The organism is Sphingomonas kaistensis (assembly GCF_036884275.1).
Taxonomy (GTDB): Bacteria; Pseudomonadota; Alphaproteobacteria; order Sphingomonadales; family Sphingomonadaceae; genus Sphingomicrobium; species Sphingomicrobium kaistense_A.
Genome location: NZ_CP145607.1, coordinates 2,057,050 through 2,079,051, shown reverse-complemented (window position 1 = coordinate 2,079,051; position 22,002 = coordinate 2,057,050). Strand labels below are relative to the sequence as shown.

Genomic DNA, 22,002 nt, shown 5'->3' with positions numbered 1-22,002 from the left:
GCTTGAGGCTGGCGAGCGTCGCGGCTGCGGTCTAAAGGGACTTCAGTCGCTTGCCTTTCCATTTCAGGGAGTAGCTTCTCGATGACGACCAAGTCCCGCGCGCTGATGGCCGCCTTTTTGATGTCCGCGGTTGCGGTTCCGTCCGCCGGCCTGGCGCAGCAAAAGGCTGCCGAGGCGCAGCAGCCCAAGCTGACGCCGTCCAAGGAAGCGGCACCCGCCATTATCGCGCTTCAGAAGGCGGCTGTAGAAAAGCGTAATGCCGATGTTCCAGCGCTGGGCGCCGCAGCGCTGGCCGTCGCCAAGACCCCGGCCGATCGCTACCTTGCTTATCGCCTTCAGATCCCGGCGCTTGCCGCTGCCGGAAACAGCGCAGCGCTGCTTCCGGCGGTCGAAGGCGTTCTCGATTCCGGGATGGCCACGCAGGAAGACTTGGCCAGCCTCAGCATCGTTTCGGCCAAGCTGAACTACAACAAGGGCGCGGCCGACACCGCGGCCTCCGCCAAGGCGGCCACCCGCGCCCAGCAAGCGGTGCAAGCCAACCCAAATGACGGCGAGGCGCATTACATCCTCGGTCTAACGCAGAATCGCCAGAAGCAGCCGGTCCAGGCAGTTGCCTCGCTCCAGAAGGCGCAGGCGCTCTGGGCCGCCGCCGGCAAGCCGTTCGACCAGGCCGTCGCCGACCAGATCTTCAGCATCGCCTATAACAACAAGCTGCCGGTCGCCCGCGAGATCGCGCTCACGCAGGCGAAAAAGGTGCCGTCGGGCAAGAACTGGCGCAATGCGATCAAGATCTCCGAGCAGTCTATGAGCCTGTCGGCAGCCGACAAGCTCGACCTGTTCCGCCTTCAGCGCGCGACCTCGAGCTTCGAGGGCGAAGGCGATTATTTCCCTTATGTCGATGCGCTGCTGACCCGCGGTCTGCCGGGCGAAGCCAAGGCCGTGCTCGACGAAGCCTTTGCGGCCGGCAAGCTCGACCGCAACAAGTCGACCTGGAGCGAACTTTACAAGTCGGCCGCGTCGCGTGATGCCGCCGACAAGAGCACGCCCAACGCCGACGTCTATCTCGGCCGCGGCGATTACGCCAAGGCCGCGGCAGCCTATCGTGCGCAAGTGGCCAAGGGCGGGGCCGGTGCCGACCTCGCCAACCTTCGCCTCGGTATTGCGCTGGCGCGGAGCGGCGACACGGCGGGCGCGACCGCGGCGCTGAACGCCGTTCAGGGCCCGCGCGCCGGTATCGCTCAGCTGTGGCTGGCCTATCTGCAGCGCGCTGCGTGATGCTGGGCCGCCCCGGCTTCGGTCGGGGCGGCACCCGCTCTGGTTAACCGAACGGTAAAGCCTGTTGCCTACTCCGGACGCGAGGAAGTTCTCACGTTCGGAGTATGCATGGCTACCGCCGGTCTTGAACAGGTTACCGAAGACGCGATCCGCACCGTCGCGCGCAGTTGCGGTTCGCTGTCGATCGAATGTTCGGATGTCGCCGGCTACGTCAACGACGTGTCGCAGCGCATCGGCGGGCACCTGAAGGCCCTCGACGGGCTGGAAGAAGTCACCACTCGCCTCCTCGCCGACCAGGCCCGCGTGTCGGATTCGACCGACGAAGCGCGCCTTCTTTCCGAACAGGCCAAGGCCAAGCTCGAAGCCGGGCGCGAAGCGATCGAACAGACCATCGCGGGCTTCAAGGGTCTGACCGAACTGGTGGTGGAACTCGGCGACCGGATGGCCGGCTTCGCGTCGGCCATGAACCAGGTGCAGAGCGTGTCCTCGACCATCGAGGCGATCGCGCGCAAGACCAACATGCTGGCCTTGAACGCCACCATCGAAGCGGCGCGGGCAGGGGATGCCGGACGCAGTTTCGCGGTCGTCGCCGCCGAGGTGAAGAAGCTTGCGCACGATACCCGCGCCGCGACCAGCCAGATCGGCCTCACCATCAGCGAACTGACCCGCGAAGCGGGCGCGGTCACGACCGAGATCAAGACCGGCGTCGATCGCAGCCGCGCGGCACAGAAGGGCTTCGGCCAGATCAGCGAAACCGTCCGCGAAGTCAGCGAAATCGTTGGCATGGTCGATCGCCAGACCGAAGGCATCGCGCATTCGACTAGCCTTATCCAGAGCAGTGTCGACCGCGTGAAGGCCAGCCTTACCGACTTTGCCGAGGACGCACGTGAAAATGGCGGCGCGCTCGGCGTCGCGCAGCAGCGTCTTTCCAAGCTCGAACTCATGTCCGCCACCATGCTCGACACGCTGGCCAATAGCGGTGCCGAAATCGACGACACGCCGATGATCATCCTGGCGCAGGACGCGATGCGCTCCATTGCCGAGGTGGTCGAACGCGGTGTGCGCGAAGGCGGCATCACCATGGGGCAGGTATTCGACCGCCAATATGTCGCGGTACCCGGCACCAACCCGGTCCAGTACGACAATCAATTCTGCGATTTCGCGGACGAGCACATCCGTCCGCTGCTCGACCGCTACAAGCTAAAGGATTCGCGGATTCTCGGGTCTGCGATCACCAACGTCGACGGTTTTCTTCCCACCCACTTGTCCGAGCGCTGCAACACGCCCGGCCCCGATCCAGTGTGGAACGACGCCAATTGCCGCAACCGGCGCATCTTCATGGACGAACAGACCCGCGCCGCGATCGAAAGCGACAAGGCGGCGATGCTGATGACCTATCGGATGGAGCTTGGCGACAAATCCTATCCGGTGAAGAACGTCTTCGTGCCGCTGTTCATCAACGGCCGCCGCTGGGGCAATTTTGAACTCGCCTACCGCGAGGAATAAAGGGTTCAGCCCTTGCGCCGGGCCATGAAGGCGAGGCGCTCGAACAGCATGACGTCCTGCTCGTTCTTGAGCAGCGCGCCGTGCAGCGGCGGGATCGCCTTGGTCGGATCGCGCTCCTGCAGCACGTCGAGCGGCATCTCCTCGTGGAGCAGCAGCTTCAGCCAGTCGAGCAGTTCGCTGGTCGACGGCTTCTTCTTAATGCCAGGCACATCGCGCACATCGAAGAACAGCTCGAGCGCCTTGCTCAGCAGGATCTTGCTGATACCCGGGAAATGCACCTCGACGATCCGCTCCATCGTCGCCCGGTCGGGGAAGGCGATGTAGTGGAAGAAGCAGCGGCGCAGGAAGGCGTCGGGCAGCTCTTTTTCGTTATTCGAGGTGATGACGACGATCGGTCGTTCCTTGGCCTTCACCGTCTCGCCGGTTTCGTAGACATGGAATTCCATCCGATCGAGCTCCTGCAGGAGGTCGTTCGGGAATTCGATGTCCGCCTTGTCGATCTCGTCGATCAGCAGCACGGGCAGCTGCGGCGCGGTAAAGGCGTCCCACAGCTTGCCGCGCTTGATGTAGTTGCGGATGTCGTGAACCCGCTCTTCGCCGAGTTGGCCATCGCGTAGCCGCGCCACCGCGTCATATTCGTAGAGGCCCTGATGCGCACGGGTCGTCGACTTGACGTGCCACTCGATCAACGGGGCATTCAGGGCCTTGGCAATCTCGTGCGCCAGCACGGTCTTGCCGGTACCGGGCTCGCCCTTGACCAGAAGCGGGCGGCGCAGGGTGACGGCGGCATTGACCGCGACGCGCAGGTCGTCGGTCGCGACATAATCGGAGGTTCCGGTGAAACGCATGGGTCCCGCCCTAGCAGGGCAGGGCAGCGCTTAGTAGTCCTCGCGCGCCTCGCTGCGGGCTTCGAGCAGATCGAACAGAGCGCGCTGCTGAAGCAGAAGCTGCTCGGCACCGAAGCGGATGGCGCGTTCGGCCGCCATGCTGCTGGCGCCTTCCTCCAGAACCGCCGCGATGCTGTCGTCGCCCGGCAGCGCGCAGGCGGGTACATCGACCCCGACCCGCGCCGCCACCTTGTCGAGCAGGGGACGAAGCGCGGCCCAGTCGGCGACCAAGGCGGTGGTCGCGCCAAGCGCGCAGCCGCTCCGTTCCGAACGGGCGAGGGTTTCGAGCGCATGACGCTGCGCGAGCAGCGCCGCTTCGGTTTCGGCAGCGCCCGGCGTGCTCGGGATCGGCCCCACCGCCGAGGTCAGGCGAACGAGATACAGCCGCTCGCGCTCGAACGCCGCGGACGTCTGCTCCAGCCACGCCCGGACCGGGGCGGGCGGGGCGCTGCCAAGCGCGAGTTCGGACACGGTGGGTTGGCGGCCGTAGACCGCGCACAGCAGGTGCACGAAATCGTCGAGATCGCGGGCGCGATAGGGCGCAAGCGGACCGGCGAGATCCGCGGCATGGGCATGCGCACCGCTTCCTGCCGCGCCGAGGCGCGCGGCATGAGCATCGGCTACCGCCGAACTCACCTGCCGAGCCACTCCCGATTGCCCCATTACCCGTCCCCTTCGCAACGATCTTGTTCTTGAGATCGTTTCTAAGCCGGCAAGCTATACCAACCCGCGTAAAGACAGGGTTAGCGCCGCCTTAAGGATCGTATCGGGGCTTGCTGCGGCGTCGCCCGCGCTGCACTATTCACCAATCGGCAAGCGTTGTCGGATTAATGGAATTCGATTACAAGTCTTTGAAACAACGCGTGTTCTAGCGGCGTAAAGGGGTTTGCGGCGAATGAATCGAATGCGGTCCGCGCTGGCGCTCGGCGCTCTGTCGCTTTCTCTGTCAGCCTGTGTGCAAACGCGGCAGATCGCCGATCTCCAGTTCACCCCGCCGCAGGGCAATTACAAACTGCTGGTGATGCGGCCCAACGTGACCGTGGGCTCGGTCAAGGCGGGCGGTTTGACCGAGCCGCGCGCGGACTGGACCGAAACCGCGCGGGCCAACATCGTCACGGCCTTGCGCGCGCAACAGGCCGGGCGGGGCGGGCAGACCCTGATTCTCGAGCGCCGCGACGCATTGCCCCGTGTTCCGGCCGACACCGTGGCCGAGCTCGAGCGGCTTCATTCGGCGGTCGGCAGCTCGATTGCGCTGCACAAGTTTCTCGGCGCCGAACTCCCGACCAAGCGCGGACGCGGGCTCGATTACACGCTGGGCGAAGACGCGGTGAAGCTCGGCCGCGTCACCGGTTACGATTACGCGCTCTTCATGCACGCCGAGGACAGCTTCGCCGACAGCGGCCGCGTTGCGCTGCAGGTGCTGGGCATCGCCGGCTGCTTTGTCGGCTTTTGCGCGCCCAACATCGGTGGCGGCGGGCAAAGCGCCTATGCCAGCCTCGTCGACCTGCGCACCGGCGAAGTCGTATGGTTCAACGTCGTCCAGGCCGGCACGCAGGTCGCCGGGATCAAGCTCGGCGACATTCGTAAGCCCGAGGGCGCGACCCAGCTCGTCGACCGCCTGCTCGGGCGGATGAAGCCGGGCAGGGACGTTCGCCGCGCTCAGGCGGCCGCGGAGAAGGCCCGGTGAGCCGCCTCGATCTCTCGCGCCGGGGGATGCTGGCAGGCGGCACCGCCGCGCTGTTCGCCGGTCCGGCCGCGGCCCGCATCGCGCCTTCCTCGCTACAGCCGCTGATCGGCCCTGGCTACAAGCCGACCGACACCGACGAAAAAGGTCTGTGGCAGCAGATGGAACGGGTCGAGGAGGAGGTGGCGGGCTCCAACCTCCTGATCCGCGATCCGGCGCTCAACAGCTATCTGCAGGGCCTGATCGGCAAGGTCGGCGGCCCGGCGGCCAAGGACATGCGCATCTATCTGGCGCGGGTGCCCGAATTCAACGCGATGATGTTTCCGACCGGGTTCACCGTCTTCTTCTCCGGTTTGCTCCTGCGGATGCGCGACGAAGCGCAGTTGGCCGGCGTCATCGCCCACGAAAGCAGCCACTTTCTGCTGCGCCACCAGATCCGCAGCTGGCGCGACATGAAGCGCAAGACCAACATCTTCGCCGGGCTGGCGATGGTGGCAGGGGTCGCGGGCGGCGCGGCGGGCACCTACACCGGTGACCTTGTCCGGCTGGCCGAACTCGGCACCATGCTGACCCTGTTCAAATACAGCCGCCAGCTCGAAGCCGAATCTGATGCGCTCGGCGTCAAGCTGATCGCCGAGGCCGGCTACGCCCCGATGAGCATGTCGGAGACGTGGGACCAGCTCATCACCGAACTCGAATGGTCGGCGCGCGAACGGCGCAAGCGGGTCGATCGCGGCTACAGCCTGTTCTCGACCCACCCCGCCCCCCGCGAACGCCTCAAGGATCTTGCCATCTCGGCGCAGGAACTGACGGTGCCGGGGCGCAGCTACGACCGCGGACGGGAGCGCTACCTGCAGGCGATCGCGCCGATCCGCGCCAGCCTGTTCGACGACCAGGTGAAGCTAAACGATCCGGGCGCCAGCCAGTATATCGTCGAGACCCTCGCGCGTGACGGGTGGAATGGCGTCCTGCTCTACAACCGTGCCGAGATCTTCCGCCTGCGCGAGGGCATTCAGAACCAGCAGGCGGCCGCGCTCAACTATGCGCAGGCGGTGACCTATCCCGACGCGCCCGCCGATGCCTGGCGCTGGCACGGCGTGATGCTGATGAAACAAGGCAGGGTGGCGGAAGGGCGCGTCGCGCTGCAACGCTATCTCGCCGTGGCGCCGAGCGCGCCCGACGCGCCGTTCGTGCGCCAAATGATCCTGGGTTGAGGGGGCGTGTGCGCGTGACCAAGATGATCAAAACATTTGCCCTCGCCAACGCTCTCGCGCTCAGCCTGTCCGCCTGCGGATCGACCGGCTCATCGCTCGGCGGGCTGGGCAGTCCCTATGGCCTCGTGCGGGCGGGGCAGACCGTCAACGTCGGTTCGGGCGCGATGAGCGTCACCAGCCCTCGCGAATGGAATCGCCAAGGCGGTTTCTCCTTCACCGACGTTCGCTGGGTCGAAGACTGGACCCTCAATGGACCGTATCTCGACGGCATCACCTTCGTGACGGCACTTCCCGATAACAAAAGGCTGATCTGGCAGGAATATAAGGCCGATCGGCAGGTGCCGCGCTTCCGCTCGACCATGACCGCGCCCGAAGTCGCCAGCCTGCTCGAAACCCTGTTCCGGGTGGAAGGCGGCTCGGTCGAGTTCCGAACCCTCGGTCTCGCGCCACGTACATTCCTCGGAGCCAACGGTTTCCAGCTCGATTTCGAGCATCTCGACGGCGACGAAGTGTGGCGCAAGGGCCGCGCGGTCGGGGCCGTGATCGACGGGCGGCTGTATCTCGTCATGCTCGATGCCGCGCGGGCGCATTATTACGCACAGGCGCTGCCCGATTATGAAGCGATAGTGCGGAGCGCGGCGCGCCGCAGATAGGCGCGGTGCAACATTGTCACCTGCCGCACCGTTGAACGGCTTGTGACGGATTTGCAGAACCATCCCGATTTCGAACCCGCCGCCTCCGTCGAGGAAATGGACGCGGCGGTTGCCGACGTCTTTATTCCGCATGAAGGCGGAGCCGCCGTCACGCTGCTCGGCGCGGTCAGCGAATTATCGGACCAGGAACCCTTATATGCCGCAGCGGCCGGCGTGCTGGCCACCGCGCTCGTCCTGCGCGATGGACCGACGTGGCGAACTGGCACCCGCATCCTCGCCACCCACCTTCTCGCGACGGCGCTTCGCGGCGTAATCAAGAAGATGGTCGATCGCACCCGCCCCGAAGCGGCCGCGCGCCGCGGGGACTATGTCTTGCGTCAAGGCGAGCGGCACGAAAGCGACTTCAACAGTTTTCCGTCCGGCCATACCGCCGGTGCGGTGGCCGTCGCGCTGGCTGTCGCTCGCGACAATCCCGGTGCCCGGCTTCCAGCCTATGGTCTCGCTGCGCTGGCCGGCGCGGCCCAGATTATCCGCTCACGCCATTATGTGACCGACGTCGCGGCAGGCGCGGTGATCGGGATCGCCGCCGACCAGTTGATCGACGCACTGATCGTCAAGGCAAAAGGCGTCTGACGATCCCGTAGGTCTCTCAGGCGATGGGCGACACCGGGGTGCTCGGCGTCTCGGTGCCCGGCGCGCTTGGCGAGGGAACGTCGATCGGCGCATGCGACGGAGGCGCTTCGGGCGGAGCCGGAGTCGGCTGGCCAGGCTGGCTCGGCTGCGCGGGAGGTGCCGGCTGACCCGGTTCGCTCGGCTGTGCAGGCGGGGCGGGCTGGCCGGGCGTGCTGGGCTCTGGCGCGCCGGGATCGAAACCGGGGGCGTCGTCGGGGAAGGGGGGAAGCTGTTGCATGGAGAGTGGAACGTACGGCCTTTCGCTTGGGTCCGCCCCGGTCGAGCTTCCGCCTCAACGTCTTGCCCCAAACCCCAACGCTGCTATAGGGCCGCCCCTGAACGCTCGCGCGGGCGTGGCGGAATTGGTAGACGCGCTGGTTTTAGGTACCAGTATCGCAAGATGTGGGGGTTCGAGTCCCTTCGCCCGCACCAGTTTCGCCCAGGCCAGGGCGAACGACCTATCCACTTGTTATCCGGGATTTCTTGTCACCATGCAGCATGTCGAGATCGAGAACGAAGGCCTGAAGCGGGCCTACCAGCTGACCTTCACGGCAGCCGAGATCGACGAGCGGATCGCCGGCGAGGTCAAGCGCATCGCCCCCTCGATCCGGATGCCCGGTTTCCGCCCCGGCAAGGTGCCTGCCAATCTGATCCGCAAGATGCACGGCGACGCGCTGCTTCAGGACGCGCTCAACACCACCATCCAGCAGGGGGTGCAGAAGCTGCTGACCGAGCAGAGCCTGCGCCCGGCGATGCAGCCGCAGGTTGAGCTCAAGGAAGGGTATGAAGCCGGCAAGGACGCCGAAGTCACTGTTCGCCTTGAAACCCTGCCGCAGATCCCGACCCCGCAGATCGAGGGGCTGAAGCTCGAACGCCTGACGGCCGAAGCCGATGACAGCGCGGTCGATGCGCAGGTCGCGCAGTTCGCCAGCAACGCCAAGCGGTTCGAAGACGCGCCGGAAGGCAAGACGGCGGAGACCGGCGATCAGGTCGTGCTCGATTTCGTCGGCAAGACCTCGGACGGTGTCGCGTTCGAAGGCGGCACCGGCACCGACATGGCGGTCGAGATCGGTTCGGGCACCCTGATCCCGGGCTTCGAAGACCAGCTGATCGGCGCCAAGGTCGGTGAAGAGCGTACGCTCAACGTCACCTTCCCGGACGATTATCCGGCCGAGAATCTGAAGGGCCAGCCCGCCACCTTCGACGTAAAGGTCACCGCGGTGAAGGTCGCTGGCGAGACCAAGATCGACGACGACTTCGCCAAGACCCTTGGTCTTGAAAGCCTTGACCAGCTCAAGGGCCTGTTGCGCGATCAGCAGACGCAGGAACTGAACGGCCTTACCCGCACCCACATGAAGCGCCGTCTGCTCGACCAGCTCGCTGCCGCCCATGATTTCGAAGTGCCGCCCTCGATGGTCGAGGCCGAGTTCGCCAACATCATGGCGCAGCTCGAGCATGAAGCCGGGCACGAGAGCGATCCCGAATCCGCCAAGGCCGAGATCGAAAAGGACAAGGACGAGTATCGCAAGATCGCCGAGCGCCGCGTGCGCCTCGGCCTGTTGCTGAGCGAGATCGGCCAGGCCAATGGCGTCGATGTCTCGAACCAGGAGATGAACCGCCTGATTGCCCAGGCTGCGCAGCAGTATCAGCCCGCCGACCGCGAGCGTTTCATCCAGTACATCCAGCAGGAGCCGATGGCGGCCGCCCAGCTGCGCGCCCCGTTGTATGAGGACAAGGTCGTCGACTTCCTCTTCACCAAGGCCGAGATCACCGATCGCGCCGCGACCCGCGCCGAGATCGAAGCCGACCTCGAGACCGAGGAAGGCCATGTGCATGGTCCGGGCTGTGGCCACGACCATGGCGGCGACGAAAAGCCGGCCAAGGCTGCCAAGAAGGCACCGGCCAAGGGCAAGAAGGCTGCTGCCGCGACCGAAGAGGCTCCTGCCGCCGAAGCCGCCGAAACGGCTGCCGAAGTGAAGCCTGCTGCCAAGAAGGCCAAGCCCGCCAAGGGTGCGGTCGAGGCCGAAGCCGCCACGCCGACCCCGGCCGAGCCGGTCAAGGACGGCGCTGGTGCGAAGGCTCCGGCCAAGAAGTCGAAGAAGGCCTCGGCCTAACTTCCGTGGTGCCCCGGGCTTGACCCGGGGCCACCCGCCGCTGATCCTGCCAGTGGGAAAACGATAGATTCCGCATGGGATCCGCGATGATTGATGAGAGATTGATGAGCGTCGCGCCCAGCCCACGCGTGGCCGTGCTGCTGCCCTGCTATAACGAAGAAGCCGCTATCGCGCCGACTGTCGCTGGCTTTCGCGCCGCGCTCCCTGATGCCACGATTTACGTCTACGATAACAACAGTTCGGACCGCACGGTCGAGATCGCACGGGCCGCCGGCGCCGTGGTCCGCACCGAGCGGCAGCAGGGCAAGGGCCATGTCGTCCGCCGCATGTTCGCGGACATCGAAGCCGACGTCTACGTGATGGCCGACGGCGATCTGACGTATGAACCCTCCGCTGCCCAGAAAATGGTCGACCTGCTGCTAGGCGAGCAGCTCGACATGGTTGTCGGCACCCGCCAGCATGAAGCCAAAGCCGCGTATCGCGGCGGACATGTTCTCGGCAACAAGCTGTTCACGGGATTGCTGTCAGGCCTGTTCGGGAGAACTTTCACCGACATTTTCAGCGGATATCGCGTCTTCTCGCGACGCTTCGTAAAAAGCTTCCCGGTACTATCTGCTGGATTCGAGATCGAAACCGAGATCAGCATTCATGCGCTTGAACTCAGAATGCCCGTCGGTGAGGTTATCACCAGCTATGCGGCACGTCCCGAAGGCTCTGCCTCCAAGCTGAATACCTATCGCGACGGCTGGCGCATCCTCAGCGTCATGCTCACTCTTTTTCGGGCCGAGCGACCGGCCTTGTTTTACGGCTCTGTCGGTTCGGCAATGGTAGTTGCTGCCTTGGCGCTCTCCGTTCCCCTCGTAACGACCTATCTTGAGACGGGTCTGGTTCCGCGGGTACCGACTGCGATCCTCGTAACGGGTATGATCATCATCGCCGTTCTTTGCCTCTTCGCCGGCCTTATCCTTGACACCGTGACCCGTGGGCGGCGCGAAACCCGTCGACTGGCCTATCTGCAATACCCTTCGACGGCGAACTCTTGGTCAAACGTCAGCATGTCCCAAGTGGCGGCGCTACCGGCCTCAGCAGTGACCCACGGTGAGTCTTCGCCGAGTTAAGCGCTACCGAATCCGAGTGGCGAGAGAAGCCTACGTCTACGCGCCCACAAGTAAATCAGCCACGGGACCGTCAGTCCGGCCAGAACGCTGCTACCAAACGAAATTGCATTCTCCGGAGCGACGCCGACGAGCTTGAAGGCGATGCGAGTGCCCGCCGAGAACAGAGTGTGAAGGACGAAGATCGCGAGGCTGGCACGGCCAAGACTGCCAAGTATCGATCCCAGTGTGGCTTGACCTGCCATCAGCATCGACAACGCCATCAGACTGACGCTTCCGAAAATTCCAGTAAGCAGCAGGGACAATCGGGGGAAGCTATCTGCCGCTTCAGTCAGCAAAACCGCGCCAAGGCAACTAAATGCGCCAAGGAAAAACAAGAAATGCGCGATTGGCTGGGCTTGCGCAAGCCGCTTGAGAGCTCCAGTAAACGTCAGTCCCACCGCAACGAATGGAAGATAAATCAGAGCACGAAATCCAATCCAGGGACTTGCGACAATCTGTAGCAAACCCAGACCGATGATGACGAAAAGCCAAAGCCAAGCCTTTGACGGAAACAGGGCCAAGCAAATCAACTGACAAATAAGTAGCGCATACAGAAACCAGAATTGCTCAATTGGAACAAAGGGTAGCAGCAAGACCTCACGTAGGCCGATCGGACTTGTGACATAGTTTGCGAGGCTTAATTCAATCAGCCCGCAAACAAACGACCACAGCAAGTATGGCCATATAACTCCGGACCAACGGCCCTTCAGAAACTGCGACTTCCCCTTGCCGATACTCCGCCAGAGAAAGAGGCCCGCAAGGAGAAAGAAGAGCGGCATGTGAAAGGAGTAGATCCACCGGTCCTGCGCTGCCGCCCACGCAACTCCCGTGAGATCGAAGTGCGCCCGCAGGGCGTGGCCCCAGACCACCAGAATGATGCCGAGGCCGCGTGCTACGTCGACCCACTGTGTACGGTCGTGGGCTAGAAGCGCGGGGGCCGCTGCATCCGACCGTGACTGAGCTTGTGCATCCATTGCTTACCTACGCCGCCGTGCGCACTTCCGAAGTGTTCAACGCAACGACACACGAAACCGCACTACCCAAAGTACGCTGCAAGGGTGCCGCCACGAGCGATTGGCTATGTCAAACTTGAACTCTCCCGACAATCGCCCGATGTAGGTCCCTCAAGCAAGGACATCATACCCAATGGATCATCACGACATCGTTTCCGGCCTCGTTCCTATCGTTATCGAACAATCGAACCGGGGCGAGCGTAGCTTCGACATTTATTCGCGGCTGCTGCGCGAGCGAATCGTCTTCATCACCGGCCCGATCGAGGATCACATGTCATCGCTGATCGTCGCCCAGCTACTCTTCCTCGAGTCCGAGAACCCGAAGAAGGACATCTTCATGTACATCAACTCGCCGGGCGGCGTGGTCACCAGCGGCCTCGCGATCCACGACACGATGCAATACATCCGCCCGCGCGTCGGCACCGTCTGTATCGGTCAGGCCGCGTCGATGGGCAGCTTCCTGCTTGCCGCGGGCGAGCCCGGAATGCGTGTCGCGCTGACCAACAGCCGGATCATGATCCACCAGCCGTCGGGTGGCGCGCAGGGCATGGCGTCGGACATCGAAATCCAGGCCCGCGAAATCCTGCGCATGCGCACCCGGCTCAACAGCCTGTACGCCAAGTATACCGGCCAGGACCTCGAGCGGATCGAAAAGGCGATGGATCGTGACAGCTTCCTTGAAGCCGACGAGGCGAAGGAATTCGGCCTGATCGACGCCGTGTTCGACAAGCGTCCGGATGCTGCCGACATGGAGCAGCTCGGCATGGGTAGCGGCGGCGCTCCCGAATAATTCGGTTGCTTACGAACAAGAAAGGGCGGCTCCTCGCGGAGTCGCCCTTTTTCGTATCAGAAAGCGCTGAGGCCGGTGATCGCCCGGCCGATGATCAGCGCGTGGACGTCGTGCGTGCCCTCATAGGTGTTGACGGTTTCCAGGTTCAGCGCGTGGCGGATGACCTGATATTCGGCGCTGATCCCATTGCCGCCATGCATGTCGCGGGCAATGCGGGCGATATCGAGCGCCTTGCCGCAATTGTTGCGCTTGATGAGGCTGATCGTCTCGGGGATCAGTTCGCCGTCTTCGAGCCGGCGTCCGACGCGCAGGGCCGCCTGCAGGCCGAGCGTGATTTCGGTGACCATGTTGGCAAGCTTAAGCTGCACGAGCTGAGTCGCCGCGAGCGGACGCCCGAACTGGTGGCGCTCCAGCGTATATTGCCGCGCGGCGTGAAAGCAGGCTTCGGCCGCGCCCATCGAACCCCAGCCGATGCCGTAGCGCGCACGGTTGAGGCAGCCGAATGGCCCCTTCAGTCCTTCGACGTTTGGCAGCAGCGCATCCTCGCCAACCTCAACGCCGTCCATCACGATCTCGCCGGTGATCGAGGCGCGCAGGCTGAGCTTTTGTTTGACCTGCGGGGCGGTGAGGCCCGGCATGCCCTTCTCAAGCACGAAGCCGCGGATCTTGCCGCCATGCGCTTCGGACTTTGCCCAGACGACGAAAACGTCGGCGATGGGACTGTTGGTGATCCACATCTTGGCGCCCGACAGGATGTAGCCGTTGGCCGTTTTCTTGGCGGTGGTGCGCATGCCGCCGGGGTCGGAGCCCGCGTCCGGCTCGGTCAGGCCGAAGCAGCCGACCAATTCGCCGGACGCCAGGCCCGGCAGATACTTACGACGCTGCTCTTCCGAGCCGTAGGCGAAGATCGGGTACATGACGAGCGAGCTCTGCACGCTCATCGCCGAGCGGTAACCGCTGTCGACACGCTCCACCGCGCGCGCGATCAGGCCATAGGCGACATAGCCGAGACCGGCGCCGCCATATTCCGCCGGGATCGTCGCGCCGAGCAGGCCGAGCTGGCCCATTTCGCGCAGGATCTCGCGGTCGAAGCTTTCTTCGAGATACGCTTCGGTGACGCGCGGCTGGAGCTTTTCCTGCGCATAGCCTTCCGCGGTGTCGCGGACGAGGCGTTCGTCTTCGGTCAGTTGCTCGTCAAGGCCGAACGGATCGGACCAGTCGAACGGCAGAAGCTTGGGCTCGTGGGCGAGGGCGGGATCGGGGGTCTTGAGCATGGGCCAGCCTCTAGCCGAGCTGACGACCAGCTTCCACCCCGGCCTTGTGCCGTCGATAGAGGACGGCGAGCTGTGCACTCATGATGAGGAAGGAGCACAGGCGCCCCACTACCAGCGCCGCGCCAGCGCCGACCAAGCCGTGTACCGAGGTCAGCGCGGGCAAGCTTCCTACGAATATGATCGCGCCGATGATATTGGCGATCAATGGCCCGCCGGGTTTGCCCAGACTGTAGAACATCGCGGGCAGCGGGAAGGCGAGGGTGGCGATTACCGGAAGCATGAGCAGCACCGTCAAAAGGGGCGCGGCAGGCGTGAATTCCGGACCGAACGCCAACGCCAGCAGACGCTCGCCGAACAGGCCGATCAGTACCCAGGCGAGCAGTGCTACCATCGTTCCCAGCGCCATGGTGCGCAGCATGAGACGCCACGGGTGGGCCGAGGCCGGATCATGCCGCATCAGTTCGGGATGCACCGCCTTGGCCATCAGGTCGATCGGGCTTTGCACCGCGTCGATCAGGCTGCTCGCCACGCGGTACAGGCCGGTCGCCGCTGGACTCAGCAGCCCGCCAACCAGTAGCCGCGCGACCGGGCCCCAGGCGCTGTTGACCGACGCCGTTAGATTGACGGTAAAGGCGAAGCGCCAGCCGCCATCCAGACCCTCAGCGCGCAATGTCGGCCGCAAGCCATGGAGCAGCCCCCGCCGGCGCAACTCACGGATCGCGGCACTCCACAAATACATATCGCCTAAGAGATCGGTGGCCGCCCAGATGATGAGATAGGCGATCAGATCGAGGTCCAGAAGGTAGGCACCGATGACCAACAGCAGACGCACCCAGGCGTCGATCGGTGACTGCCAGGCGATCAGGTCGAAGCGGTCGAGCGCGCGGAGCACCCCGTTGGCAGCGCCCGATGCCATGGTCGGGATCAGCAAGCAGTAGATCAAGGCTGGCGTGCGTAGGTTGGCGGTGATTCCAAACCATCCGGCAAGCAGCGGAAGCAGCGCCATCGCCAGCAGCATGCCCCCGATCCCGGTCAGCACGTCGAGCCCGAGGGCAAAGCAAACCGCGCGGCGAAAGGGCTCCGGATCGCCCTCGGCCAAGGGCCGGCTGCCATAGCGGACGATGACCTGCCACGACTGGAAATGCGTCAGCGTACTCGCCGCCAGCGCATAGCTGTGAACGAGCAGCAGGAACCCGACCCCGGTCGGGCCGAGATCGCGGGCGGCGAGCGCGAGGACCGCAAGACTGGCGATAGCCGCGGTGCCCTTGGACAATCCCAGGAATGACGTATTGCGAAGGATCGAGCGCATCGCGCTGTCCTGAAACCAGCTCCTCACTGCCGCTCCGCGATGCATTCCAAAATTGCGTCGGCCGCGCTTTCGGAAGATCCTTTCAGTCTCGCGAAGGTCTCAGCCACGGCGGCTTGCTGACGCTCGGCGTAAGCGTCGCGTTCGGACAGCGCGGTCCGTAGTCCTTGAACCACGCCTGCGGGCGTCACCACGCTTCCTAGATGCCAGTGCCGATAGCTCAGATCGTCGGCCCACTTCACGCCATGAGCGTTGACGAAGACGCACGGCCGCAGGCCAAGAAGCAGAAACTCGTAAACCTGGCTCGACACATCGCCGAGATAGAGATCCGCCGCGGCGACGTAGCTCATATCGATCAGGCGTGGAGAGCCGGTATCCACGATCACCCGGCCAGGGACCGCAAGCGCGTGCCAGCGGCGCAGCTCGTCTTCGGAGGCCCCCTCGAACGATCGGATATGCGGCGCGACGATCAGATTGTAATCGGTTTCAGCAGTGATCGCTTCGACAATTTGCATCGCTGCGTCGAGCGAAGACAAATGCCGTCGGAAGTGCGGATTGAAAAACACCACCGGGCGGCCATTTTCGAACAAGGGCGATTTGCCCCCCGCAATATCCGCCAGAAATTCCGCCTTGGGATAACCGACCTGGCGGATGCTGGATGCCCGGATACCGGTGCTGATCATGCGCGCAGCCGTTTTCGGGCCGGCTAGGAGGATGCGATCGAATAAGTTGTAGCGAGGATCCACCGATATCGCGCGGTCGCCGGCGCCGTGGGGGAGATTGATGAACGCCGGGCGAGTGACCCCCATGCGGCGCAGGATCAGCGAAGTGCGTTCGGGAACGACGATGGCGTCGAAGGATCCGAGTTCGCGCCGGTTGCGCCACAACAGGGGTAGCTTTGCACGGTGGGCGCCGAACAACCGATCCACCAGCTTTGGCCGCCGCATCCGCCTGATGGTGACGTTGCCTCCCATATCTTGTTTGACGGTGGCCGCCGTCCATTCGGTCGGCTCGTCCGCCACGAATGCAATCACCTCGACGTTTTCTCGGCGCGAAAGCGCGCAGGCGACGGGCATGGTGTGAAAGACGTGATGGACCCCGCCAATGAAGACAAAGGCGACCCGGCGCTCGGCGCTCATGCGCGGCTCATCGCTTGAATGCCGGCCGCGGGCGGGTGCGCTGCAAAGGGGATAAGCGGCACGAGACTTTCGCGAGCAAGAGCCAGTGCTCCGTGCGGATGGGCTGCGAACTGGCGCAACAAGCCGCCGACCTTCACCGGACGATCGCGCAGTCGTCCCACGGCGAATTTCACGATCAGCCGCTCCAGGCAGGCACGAAGCGCTTTCTGATCGAAGACGGAACACTTGGCATTTGCGGCCAATAGCGTCTGGCTCCAGCCATCGGCCCAGGCCAGCAGATCTCCGCCGTCGCGCTCATGCCGCCCTTTGCCGAGCAAAACGTGCCGGCGGAGATCGCTTTCGTCAAACGTCACACCGAGCACCTCAAGCTGGCGCGCGCTGATCGCCATCTGCCGCTCGATGATCCGGTCACTGTTGCTGCGAATGGTCTGATCAGCGTGGATTCGCCTGGCAATCAGAAACTGCGGCAGGTTCTCGGCACGAAAGCTGGCCGTGAAACGGACGAACATGTCGACGTCCTCGCATACCGGAAAGTCGAGGTCGTAGGGGTACGCCTTGATGGCCTCGGCGCGCCCGAAAATGCTGCTCTGCTGAAACGCTGAGCGGAACAGCAGCAGGGCGCGGATTGCCTCGTGGGACCGGGCGGGCATCCGGCCCGTTCGCATCAGCGTGCCGTCCGCCCTGATCTTGCGTGCCGCGCTGCCGATCATGGCGACGTGCGGGGTGCGCTCGAGATAGTCGTATTGCACCTGTAGCCGCGTAGGATGACAGACGTCATCGCTGTCGAGCCACGCGATGTATCTTCCCCGTGCATCGGCGAGGGCGCGATTGCGGGCGAGGGGAATGCCCTGGTTGGGTGACGTCCGCACCAACCGCAGGCGCGGGTCGGCGAACCTAGCCACGACGTCAGCCGTCGCATCGGTCGACCCGTCATCGACCACCACCAGCTCGAAATCCGTAAAAGTCTGCGCCAGCACGCTTCGCACCGCCGCGCCGATCGTGCCCGCGCGGTTGTGGACGATGATAAGAACAGACACCGCGGGCGCAGCCATGGCCGCCGTCTGGCGCAATGCCTGGGGCAGGGCAAGCCGCGAGACTGGCGGATGGGGTGGGATTCGAACCCACGGTGAGCTTCCACCCACGGCGGTTTTCAAGACCGCTGCCTTAAACCACTCGGCCACCCATCCACGTGAACCGGCCATCGCAGGTCTGGTCGCGTTCAGCTTGTGCCGCCTAGACCGGGTGCACGGCTTGGCGCAAGGCGGGCTGAACGGCACGGCCAGGTCGTGCGTTGGTGGTTCATGGTTGGGGAGGGCGAAAGCAAGGTGGCGTTTCGGTGGAGTAGTTCGCTTGTCTGCCTGGCGGCGGTCGCCCTCACGCCGGCAAGCGCTATGCAGGAACGCGATCCGCTTGCGCCCTTGCCGAGTGTGCCCGCGCCGCAGCCCGTTCAGGTGCTGATCGTCCAGCCGCAGCCCACACCGACTCCGGTATCGCCCCCGGCGCCCGTCAGCGGGTTCGAGCGATATAAGGGGCAACTGGCAGCGACCGCCCGCGCAGCCGGGGTGCGTGACGCAACCATTGCCGCCGTCATTCCCTACCTGCGCCAGAACGCCCGGGTGATCGCGCTCGACCGTGCTCAGCCCGGCGGCCCGCCCAACAGCAACGTAATTCCGCCCTTTGCGCCCTATCGCGCGCAGCACGTCACGACAGACCTCATCACCCGCGGGGCCGCCCGCTTTCGCTCCTATGGGCCGCAGCTGGCCTGGCTCGAGCAGCGTTTCGGGGTCGAACCGCAAGTACTGATGGCGATCTTCGGGCATGAAACCAGCTACGGCCGGATAACCGGCAATTTCGATCTTCTCGAAGTGCTTGCGACGCTTGCCTACGAAGGCCGTCGCCGCGCCTTTTTCGAAGCGGAGTTCATCGCCGCGTTGAAGCTGGTCGATCGCGGAACCCCGCGTTCGCGCCTCAAGGGCAGTTGGGCCGGCGCGACGGGCTATCCGCAATTCATGCCGTCCAATGTCCTGCGGCTCGCGACCGATGGTGACGGCGACGGAGTCGCCAACATCTGGAGCAGCGAGATGGACGGCCTCGCCTCGATCGCTGCCTATCTGCAGGATGCGGGATGGAAGCGCGGGGTCCACTGGGGCGTGCCGGTGAATGTCCCGGCCTCGCTCAATCGCGCCGCCATCACCACCAAGCTGGTGCCGCCGCGCTGCCCGGCGGTATTCCGGCGTCACAGCCGCTGGCTGACCATGCGCGAATGGCGTGCGCTCGGCGTGCAGCCGGTCGGCGCCTCGCTTCCCGAAGCCGAGATGGCGACGTTGATCGAGCCGGACGGGCAGGGGGCGACCGCTTATCTCCTCACTTCCAATTACCGGGCGATCCTCGATTACAATTGCTCGAATTTTTACGCCTTGTCGGTCGGACTGCTTGCCGACCGGATTGCGGCGGGCCGCTGATTTAACGCGGGCGAGGGGCTTCAAGCGGTCGGGGCGGGCGGCTACGACAGCCTCATGAATCGTCCCCGCCTCTTTGCCGCCCTGTTGCTCGCCACTGCCGCCAGCGCCGCCGTCGCCGCCGCCCCACCGTTCGAGACGCCCGCTCGCGTCGCCTATCTCGTCGACTTGTCGTCGGGTGCCGAGCTTCTGGCAAAGGACGCGGACAAGCCAATGCCGCCCGCATCGATGGCCAAGATGATGACCAGCGAAGTCGCGTTCGAGCTGATCAAGTCCGGCCAGCTTCCCCTGTCCAAGATGTGCACTGTGCGCCCCGAAACCTGGAAGCAATGGCACAGCGCGGGCTCGACCATGTTCCTGTCAATCAACGAGCAGGTCAGCGTCGAGAACCTCCTCCACGGGATAGTCACCCTGTCGGGCAATGACGCCAGCGTCGTGCTCGCCGAATGCATCGCGGGCACCGAGCAGGCTTTTGCCGCGCAAATGAATGCGCTCGCCAAGCGGCTGGGCATGAAGAACAGCCGCTTCTGCAATGCGACCGGCTGGCCGGACGAGGGCTGCACCACCACCACCGCACGCGATCTTGCGACGCTGGCCCGTGCCTCGATCGAGCGGCATCCCAAGCTCTACAAGCAATTCTATGGCCAGCCCCGCTTCACCTGGGGCAAGACCCTCGGTGCCGGCGCCGACATCACGCAGGCCAATCGCAATCCCATCCTCGGCGTCGTGCCGGGGGCCGACGGGCTCAAGACGGGGCACACGGAAGAGGCGGGCTATGGCTTTACCGGCTCGGCCGAACAGAATGGCCGCCGACTGGTGATGGTGCTGGCCGGGCTCGACAGCTTCACGGGCCGCATTGCCGAATCCAATCGGCTGATGAATTGGGGCTTCGCCGCCTGGCAGTCGCGGCCCCTGTTCGCGGCCAATGCGCCGGTGGGTTCCGCCGAGGTCCAGCTCGGCGACGAAAGCCAGGTGCAGCTGGTCGCTCCGCGCGCCATCGCCGTCACCTATCCCGCCGGCGCGGTGGGCGGGGAACCCAAGATGCGAATCGCCTATAACGGTCCGCTGAAAGCCCCCATCGCCAAGGGTGCTGAAGTCGCGCAGCTGATCGTTACGACGCCCGACGGCACGGTCCAGCGGATGCCGCTGGTGGCCGCCGAGGCCGTCGAGGAAGCAGGCTTCTTTGGCCGCTTCTGGCTCGGTCTCAAGCAGCTGGTCGGGCTTGCCTGACCTGGTGAAGTGCGGCCGTTTCATCACGCTGGAAGGCGGGGAAGGGGTCGGCAAATCGACCCAGGTCCGCGCGCTCGCCGACGCCTTGCGCGCCCGCGGGCTCGAGGTCGTCACCACCCGGGAGCCCGGCGGCAGCGATGGCGCCGAAGCGATCCGCCGTCTGCTGCTGGAAGGCGGCGAGGAGCGCTGGAGTGCGCCGGCCGAAGCCCTGTTGTTCGCGGCGGCACGCACCGACCATGTCGACAAGCTGGTCCGGCCCGCGATCCAGTCCGGCAAATGGGTGTTGTCCGACCGCTTCATCGACAGCTCGCTCGCCTACCAGGGCGGTGCAGGCGGGCTTGGCATCGAGGCGGTGCGGGCGATCAACGCCTTCGGGATCGAGGGGTGGTTTCCCGACCGCACCCTCCTTCTGCTTCACCCCGACGGCGCCGAGCGGGCGCGGGCGCGCGATGGGGATGAATCGGACCGCATCGGTGGCCGTCCGGCGTCTTATCACGACGCCGTCGAGCAGGCGTTTCGCGACATTGCCGCCGCCGAACCCGATCGCGTCCGGTTGATCGATGCCTCGGGATCGCCCGAGGACGTGACCGAGCGTTTGCTCGGCACGCTCGAGGATCTGCTTTGACCCTGCTAGGGCAGCACCGTGCCGTCGCCGCCTTTCGCGGTGCGATGGACAGCGGCGGGCTGCATCATGCCTGGTTGCTCGCCGGCCCGCGAGGCGTGGGCAAGGGGACCTTCGCCCGCGCCGCGGCACGCCGGGTACTGGCCGAGGCGGGCGGGCCACCGGTCGACCTTCCGGGGCTGGAAACGCCGCCCGATCACCGCATGGTGCGCCTGATTGACGCCGCCAGTCATCCCGACTTCCGCCTGATTAAGCGGGAAGCGCACGAAACCGGTACGAAAAAAGGCGAACTTCGCCGCGGCATCATCATCGATCAGGTCCGCAAGCTGCAGGACCTGTTCGCCGTCGCGCCCAGCCTCGGCGACTGGCGGGTGGCGATCATCGATTGCATGGACGAACTCGAGCCGCAGGCCGCCCAGGCGCTTCTGAAAACGCTTGAGGAACCACCGGCCAAGAGCCTGTTTCTGCTTGTTTCCCATTCGCCGGGGCGGTTGCTGCCGACGATCCGGTCGCGGTGCCGGCGGCTCGATTTTAAGACCCTTGATGCGACCTCGCTCGACGCAATCTTGCAAGCCGAGCGCCCGGGAATGTCCGCCGAGGAGCGTGGCCGCCTGATCCCGCTCGCCGGCGGATCGGCATCACGGGCGCTCGACTTCGCCGAACTCGATCTCGGACCGCTGGCGCAGGAGGCGCTTGCCATTCTCCGGCACGGCGACCCCGACAATGCCCGCCGTTCGCGCCTTGCGTCGAGCCTCGCGCTCAAGGCAGCGGCACCGCGCTATGCCGCCTTCCTCGACATGGTCCCGCCGCTGATCGCCGGCGAAGCGCGCCGGGCCGAGGGAGCCCGTCGATTGCGCGCGGCCGAGGCATACGAACGCGCCCGCGAGACCGCGTCGCTTGCTCCACGCTTGTCACTTGACCCCGCCAGCACGGTCTTCGCGCTCGGCACCATCATGGCGGAGATCGGCAGGGCCTAGCCAGCGCTCTTCCTCTCCGCCTCACCCTTG

21 protein-coding genes and 2 tRNA genes are annotated in these 22,002 nt (G+C 64.9%); 14 read left to right on the top strand and 9 right to left on the bottom strand.

Features of this window, described 5'->3' with window-relative positions; genetic code table 11:
* The first annotated feature begins 81 nt into the window (after positions 1-81).
* A complete protein-coding gene (locus tag V6R86_RS10095; protein WP_338504289.1) occupies positions 82-1,275 on the top strand; it encodes a hypothetical protein in 1,194 nt (397 codons plus the stop codon).
* Between the two features lie 108 nt (positions 1,276-1,383).
* Entirely contained in the window at positions 1,384-2,781 is a 1,398-nt protein-coding gene (locus V6R86_RS10090) for a methyl-accepting chemotaxis protein (protein ID WP_338504288.1), read from the top strand.
* 5 nt (positions 2,782-2,786) lie between these two features.
* On the opposite strand, the gene V6R86_RS10085 is transcribed toward V6R86_RS10090, so the two are convergent.
* Complete coding sequence (locus V6R86_RS10085; protein ID WP_338504287.1) at positions 2,787-3,629, bottom strand: MoxR family ATPase; 843 nt, start codon at positions 3,627-3,629, stop codon at positions 2,787-2,789.
* A gap of 30 nt (positions 3,630-3,659) precedes the next feature.
* Positions 3,660-4,331, bottom strand: a complete 672-nt coding sequence (locus tag V6R86_RS10080) for a DUF6975 family protein (protein ID WP_338504286.1) — start codon at positions 4,329-4,331, stop codon at positions 3,660-3,662.
* A 241-nt stretch (positions 4,332-4,572) separates the two neighbouring features.
* Here V6R86_RS10080 and V6R86_RS10075 point away from each other — a divergent pair, with 241 nt between their 5' ends.
* The 4 genes from V6R86_RS10075 to V6R86_RS10060 are packed head-to-tail and all read left to right on the top strand — an operon-like array spanning position 4,573 to position 7,852.
* The gene (locus V6R86_RS10075) at positions 4,573-5,355 is read left to right on the top strand and encodes a hypothetical protein (protein ID WP_338504284.1); all 783 of its coding nucleotides are present in this window, start codon (positions 4,573-4,575) and stop codon (positions 5,353-5,355) included.
* On the top strand, positions 5,352-6,566 hold the full coding sequence (locus tag V6R86_RS10070) for a M48 family metallopeptidase (RefSeq protein ID WP_338504282.1): 1,215 nt from the start codon (positions 5,352-5,354) through the stop codon (positions 6,564-6,566). Before V6R86_RS10075 ends, V6R86_RS10070 begins: the two co-directional genes overlap by 4 nt.
* A 14-nt stretch (positions 6,567-6,580) precedes the next feature.
* On the top strand, positions 6,581-7,219 hold the full coding sequence (locus tag V6R86_RS10065) for a hypothetical protein (protein WP_338504280.1): 639 nt from the start codon (positions 6,581-6,583) through the stop codon (positions 7,217-7,219).
* 42 nt (positions 7,220-7,261) lie between these two features.
* Positions 7,262-7,852, top strand: a complete 591-nt coding sequence (locus V6R86_RS10060; RefSeq protein WP_338504278.1) for a phosphatase PAP2 family protein — start codon at positions 7,262-7,264, stop codon at positions 7,850-7,852.
* Between the two features lie 16 nt (positions 7,853-7,868).
* Here V6R86_RS10060 and V6R86_RS10055 read toward each other — a convergent pair whose 3' ends face one another.
* Positions 7,869-8,129 (bottom strand): hypothetical protein, encoded by a 261-nt coding sequence (locus V6R86_RS10055; RefSeq protein WP_338504276.1) that lies wholly within the window; start codon positions 8,127-8,129, stop codon positions 7,869-7,871.
* A gap of 109 nt (positions 8,130-8,238) precedes the next feature.
* Here V6R86_RS10055 and V6R86_RS10050 point away from each other — a divergent pair.
* The 3 genes from V6R86_RS10050 to V6R86_RS10040 all read left to right on the top strand — a co-directional run bounded on the left by V6R86_RS10050 (position 8,239) and on the right by V6R86_RS10040 (position 11,123).
* Positions 8,239-8,323 (top strand) — tRNA-Leu (locus V6R86_RS10050).
* A 59-nt stretch (positions 8,324-8,382) separates the two neighbouring features.
* The gene (gene tig, locus V6R86_RS10045) at positions 8,383-10,005 is read left to right on the top strand and encodes a trigger factor (protein WP_338504275.1); all 1,623 of its coding nucleotides are present in this window, start codon (positions 8,383-8,385) and stop codon (positions 10,003-10,005) included.
* A 104-nt stretch (positions 10,006-10,109) separates the two neighbouring features.
* Positions 10,110-11,123 (top strand): glycosyltransferase family 2 protein, encoded by a 1,014-nt coding sequence (locus V6R86_RS10040; RefSeq protein ID WP_338504272.1) that lies wholly within the window; start codon positions 10,110-10,112, stop codon positions 11,121-11,123.
* Here V6R86_RS10040 and V6R86_RS10035 read toward each other — a convergent pair.
* On the bottom strand, positions 11,120-12,136 hold the full coding sequence (locus V6R86_RS10035) for an acyltransferase family protein (protein ID WP_338504270.1): 1,017 nt from the start codon (positions 12,134-12,136) through the stop codon (positions 11,120-11,122). The two genes, V6R86_RS10040 and V6R86_RS10035, sit on opposite strands and share 4 nt — an antisense overlap.
* A 172-nt stretch (positions 12,137-12,308) precedes the next feature.
* Between V6R86_RS10035 and clpP the strand changes: the two genes are divergently transcribed.
* On the top strand, positions 12,309-12,965 hold the full coding sequence (clpP, locus tag V6R86_RS10030) for an ATP-dependent Clp endopeptidase proteolytic subunit ClpP (RefSeq protein ID WP_338504268.1): 657 nt from the start codon (positions 12,309-12,311) through the stop codon (positions 12,963-12,965).
* Positions 12,966-13,021: 56 nt separating this feature from the next.
* Here the strand turns inward: clpP and V6R86_RS10025 are convergent, their stop codons facing one another.
* From V6R86_RS10025 to V6R86_RS10005, 5 genes are all read right to left on the bottom strand, one after another.
* Positions 13,022-14,239, bottom strand: coding sequence for an acyl-CoA dehydrogenase (locus V6R86_RS10025; RefSeq protein WP_338504264.1), 1,218 nt, complete (start codon positions 14,237-14,239; stop codon positions 13,022-13,024).
* A 10-nt stretch (positions 14,240-14,249) separates the two neighbouring features.
* The gene (locus V6R86_RS10020) at positions 14,250-15,575 is read right to left on the bottom strand and encodes a lipopolysaccharide biosynthesis protein (RefSeq protein ID WP_338504263.1); all 1,326 of its coding nucleotides are present in this window, start codon (positions 15,573-15,575) and stop codon (positions 14,250-14,252) included.
* Entirely contained in the window at positions 15,572-16,684 is a 1,113-nt protein-coding gene (locus tag V6R86_RS10015; protein WP_338504261.1) for a hypothetical protein, read from the bottom strand. The genes V6R86_RS10020 and V6R86_RS10015 overlap by 4 nt, the downstream gene beginning before the upstream one ends.
* Positions 16,681-17,736: a glycosyltransferase family 2 protein gene (locus tag V6R86_RS10010; RefSeq protein ID WP_338504258.1), complete on the bottom strand. Its 1,056-nt coding sequence runs from the start codon at positions 17,734-17,736 to the stop codon at positions 16,681-16,683. The genes V6R86_RS10015 and V6R86_RS10010 overlap by 4 nt, the downstream gene beginning before the upstream one ends.
* Before the next feature lie 45 nt (positions 17,737-17,781).
* Positions 17,782-17,871, bottom strand: a tRNA-Ser gene (locus V6R86_RS10005).
* A 204-nt stretch (positions 17,872-18,075) separates the two neighbouring features.
* On the opposite strand from V6R86_RS10005, the gene V6R86_RS10000 reads away from it, so the two are divergent.
* From V6R86_RS10000 to V6R86_RS09985, 4 genes are read left to right on the top strand one after another with little or no spacing between them, the layout of a single operon-like run.
* Positions 18,076-19,146: a lytic murein transglycosylase gene (locus V6R86_RS10000; protein WP_338504256.1), complete on the top strand. Its 1,071-nt coding sequence runs from the start codon at positions 18,076-18,078 to the stop codon at positions 19,144-19,146.
* Between the two features lie 54 nt (positions 19,147-19,200).
* Positions 19,201-20,373 carry a D-alanyl-D-alanine carboxypeptidase family protein gene (locus tag V6R86_RS09995; protein ID WP_338504254.1) on the top strand — a complete coding sequence of 391 codons (1,173 nt, stop codon included), beginning with the start codon at positions 19,201-19,203 and terminating at the stop codon, positions 20,371-20,373.
* Positions 20,374-20,377: 4 nt separating this feature from the next.
* Positions 20,378-20,998 carry a dTMP kinase gene (tmk, locus tag V6R86_RS09990; protein WP_338505467.1) on the top strand — a complete coding sequence of 207 codons (621 nt, stop codon included), beginning with the start codon at positions 20,378-20,380 and terminating at the stop codon, positions 20,996-20,998.
* Positions 20,995-21,972 (top strand): DNA polymerase III subunit delta', encoded by a 978-nt coding sequence (locus V6R86_RS09985; protein WP_338504251.1) that lies wholly within the window; start codon positions 20,995-20,997, stop codon positions 21,970-21,972. The genes tmk and V6R86_RS09985 overlap by 4 nt, the downstream gene beginning before the upstream one ends.
* Positions 21,973-22,002: the final 30 nt, after the last annotated feature.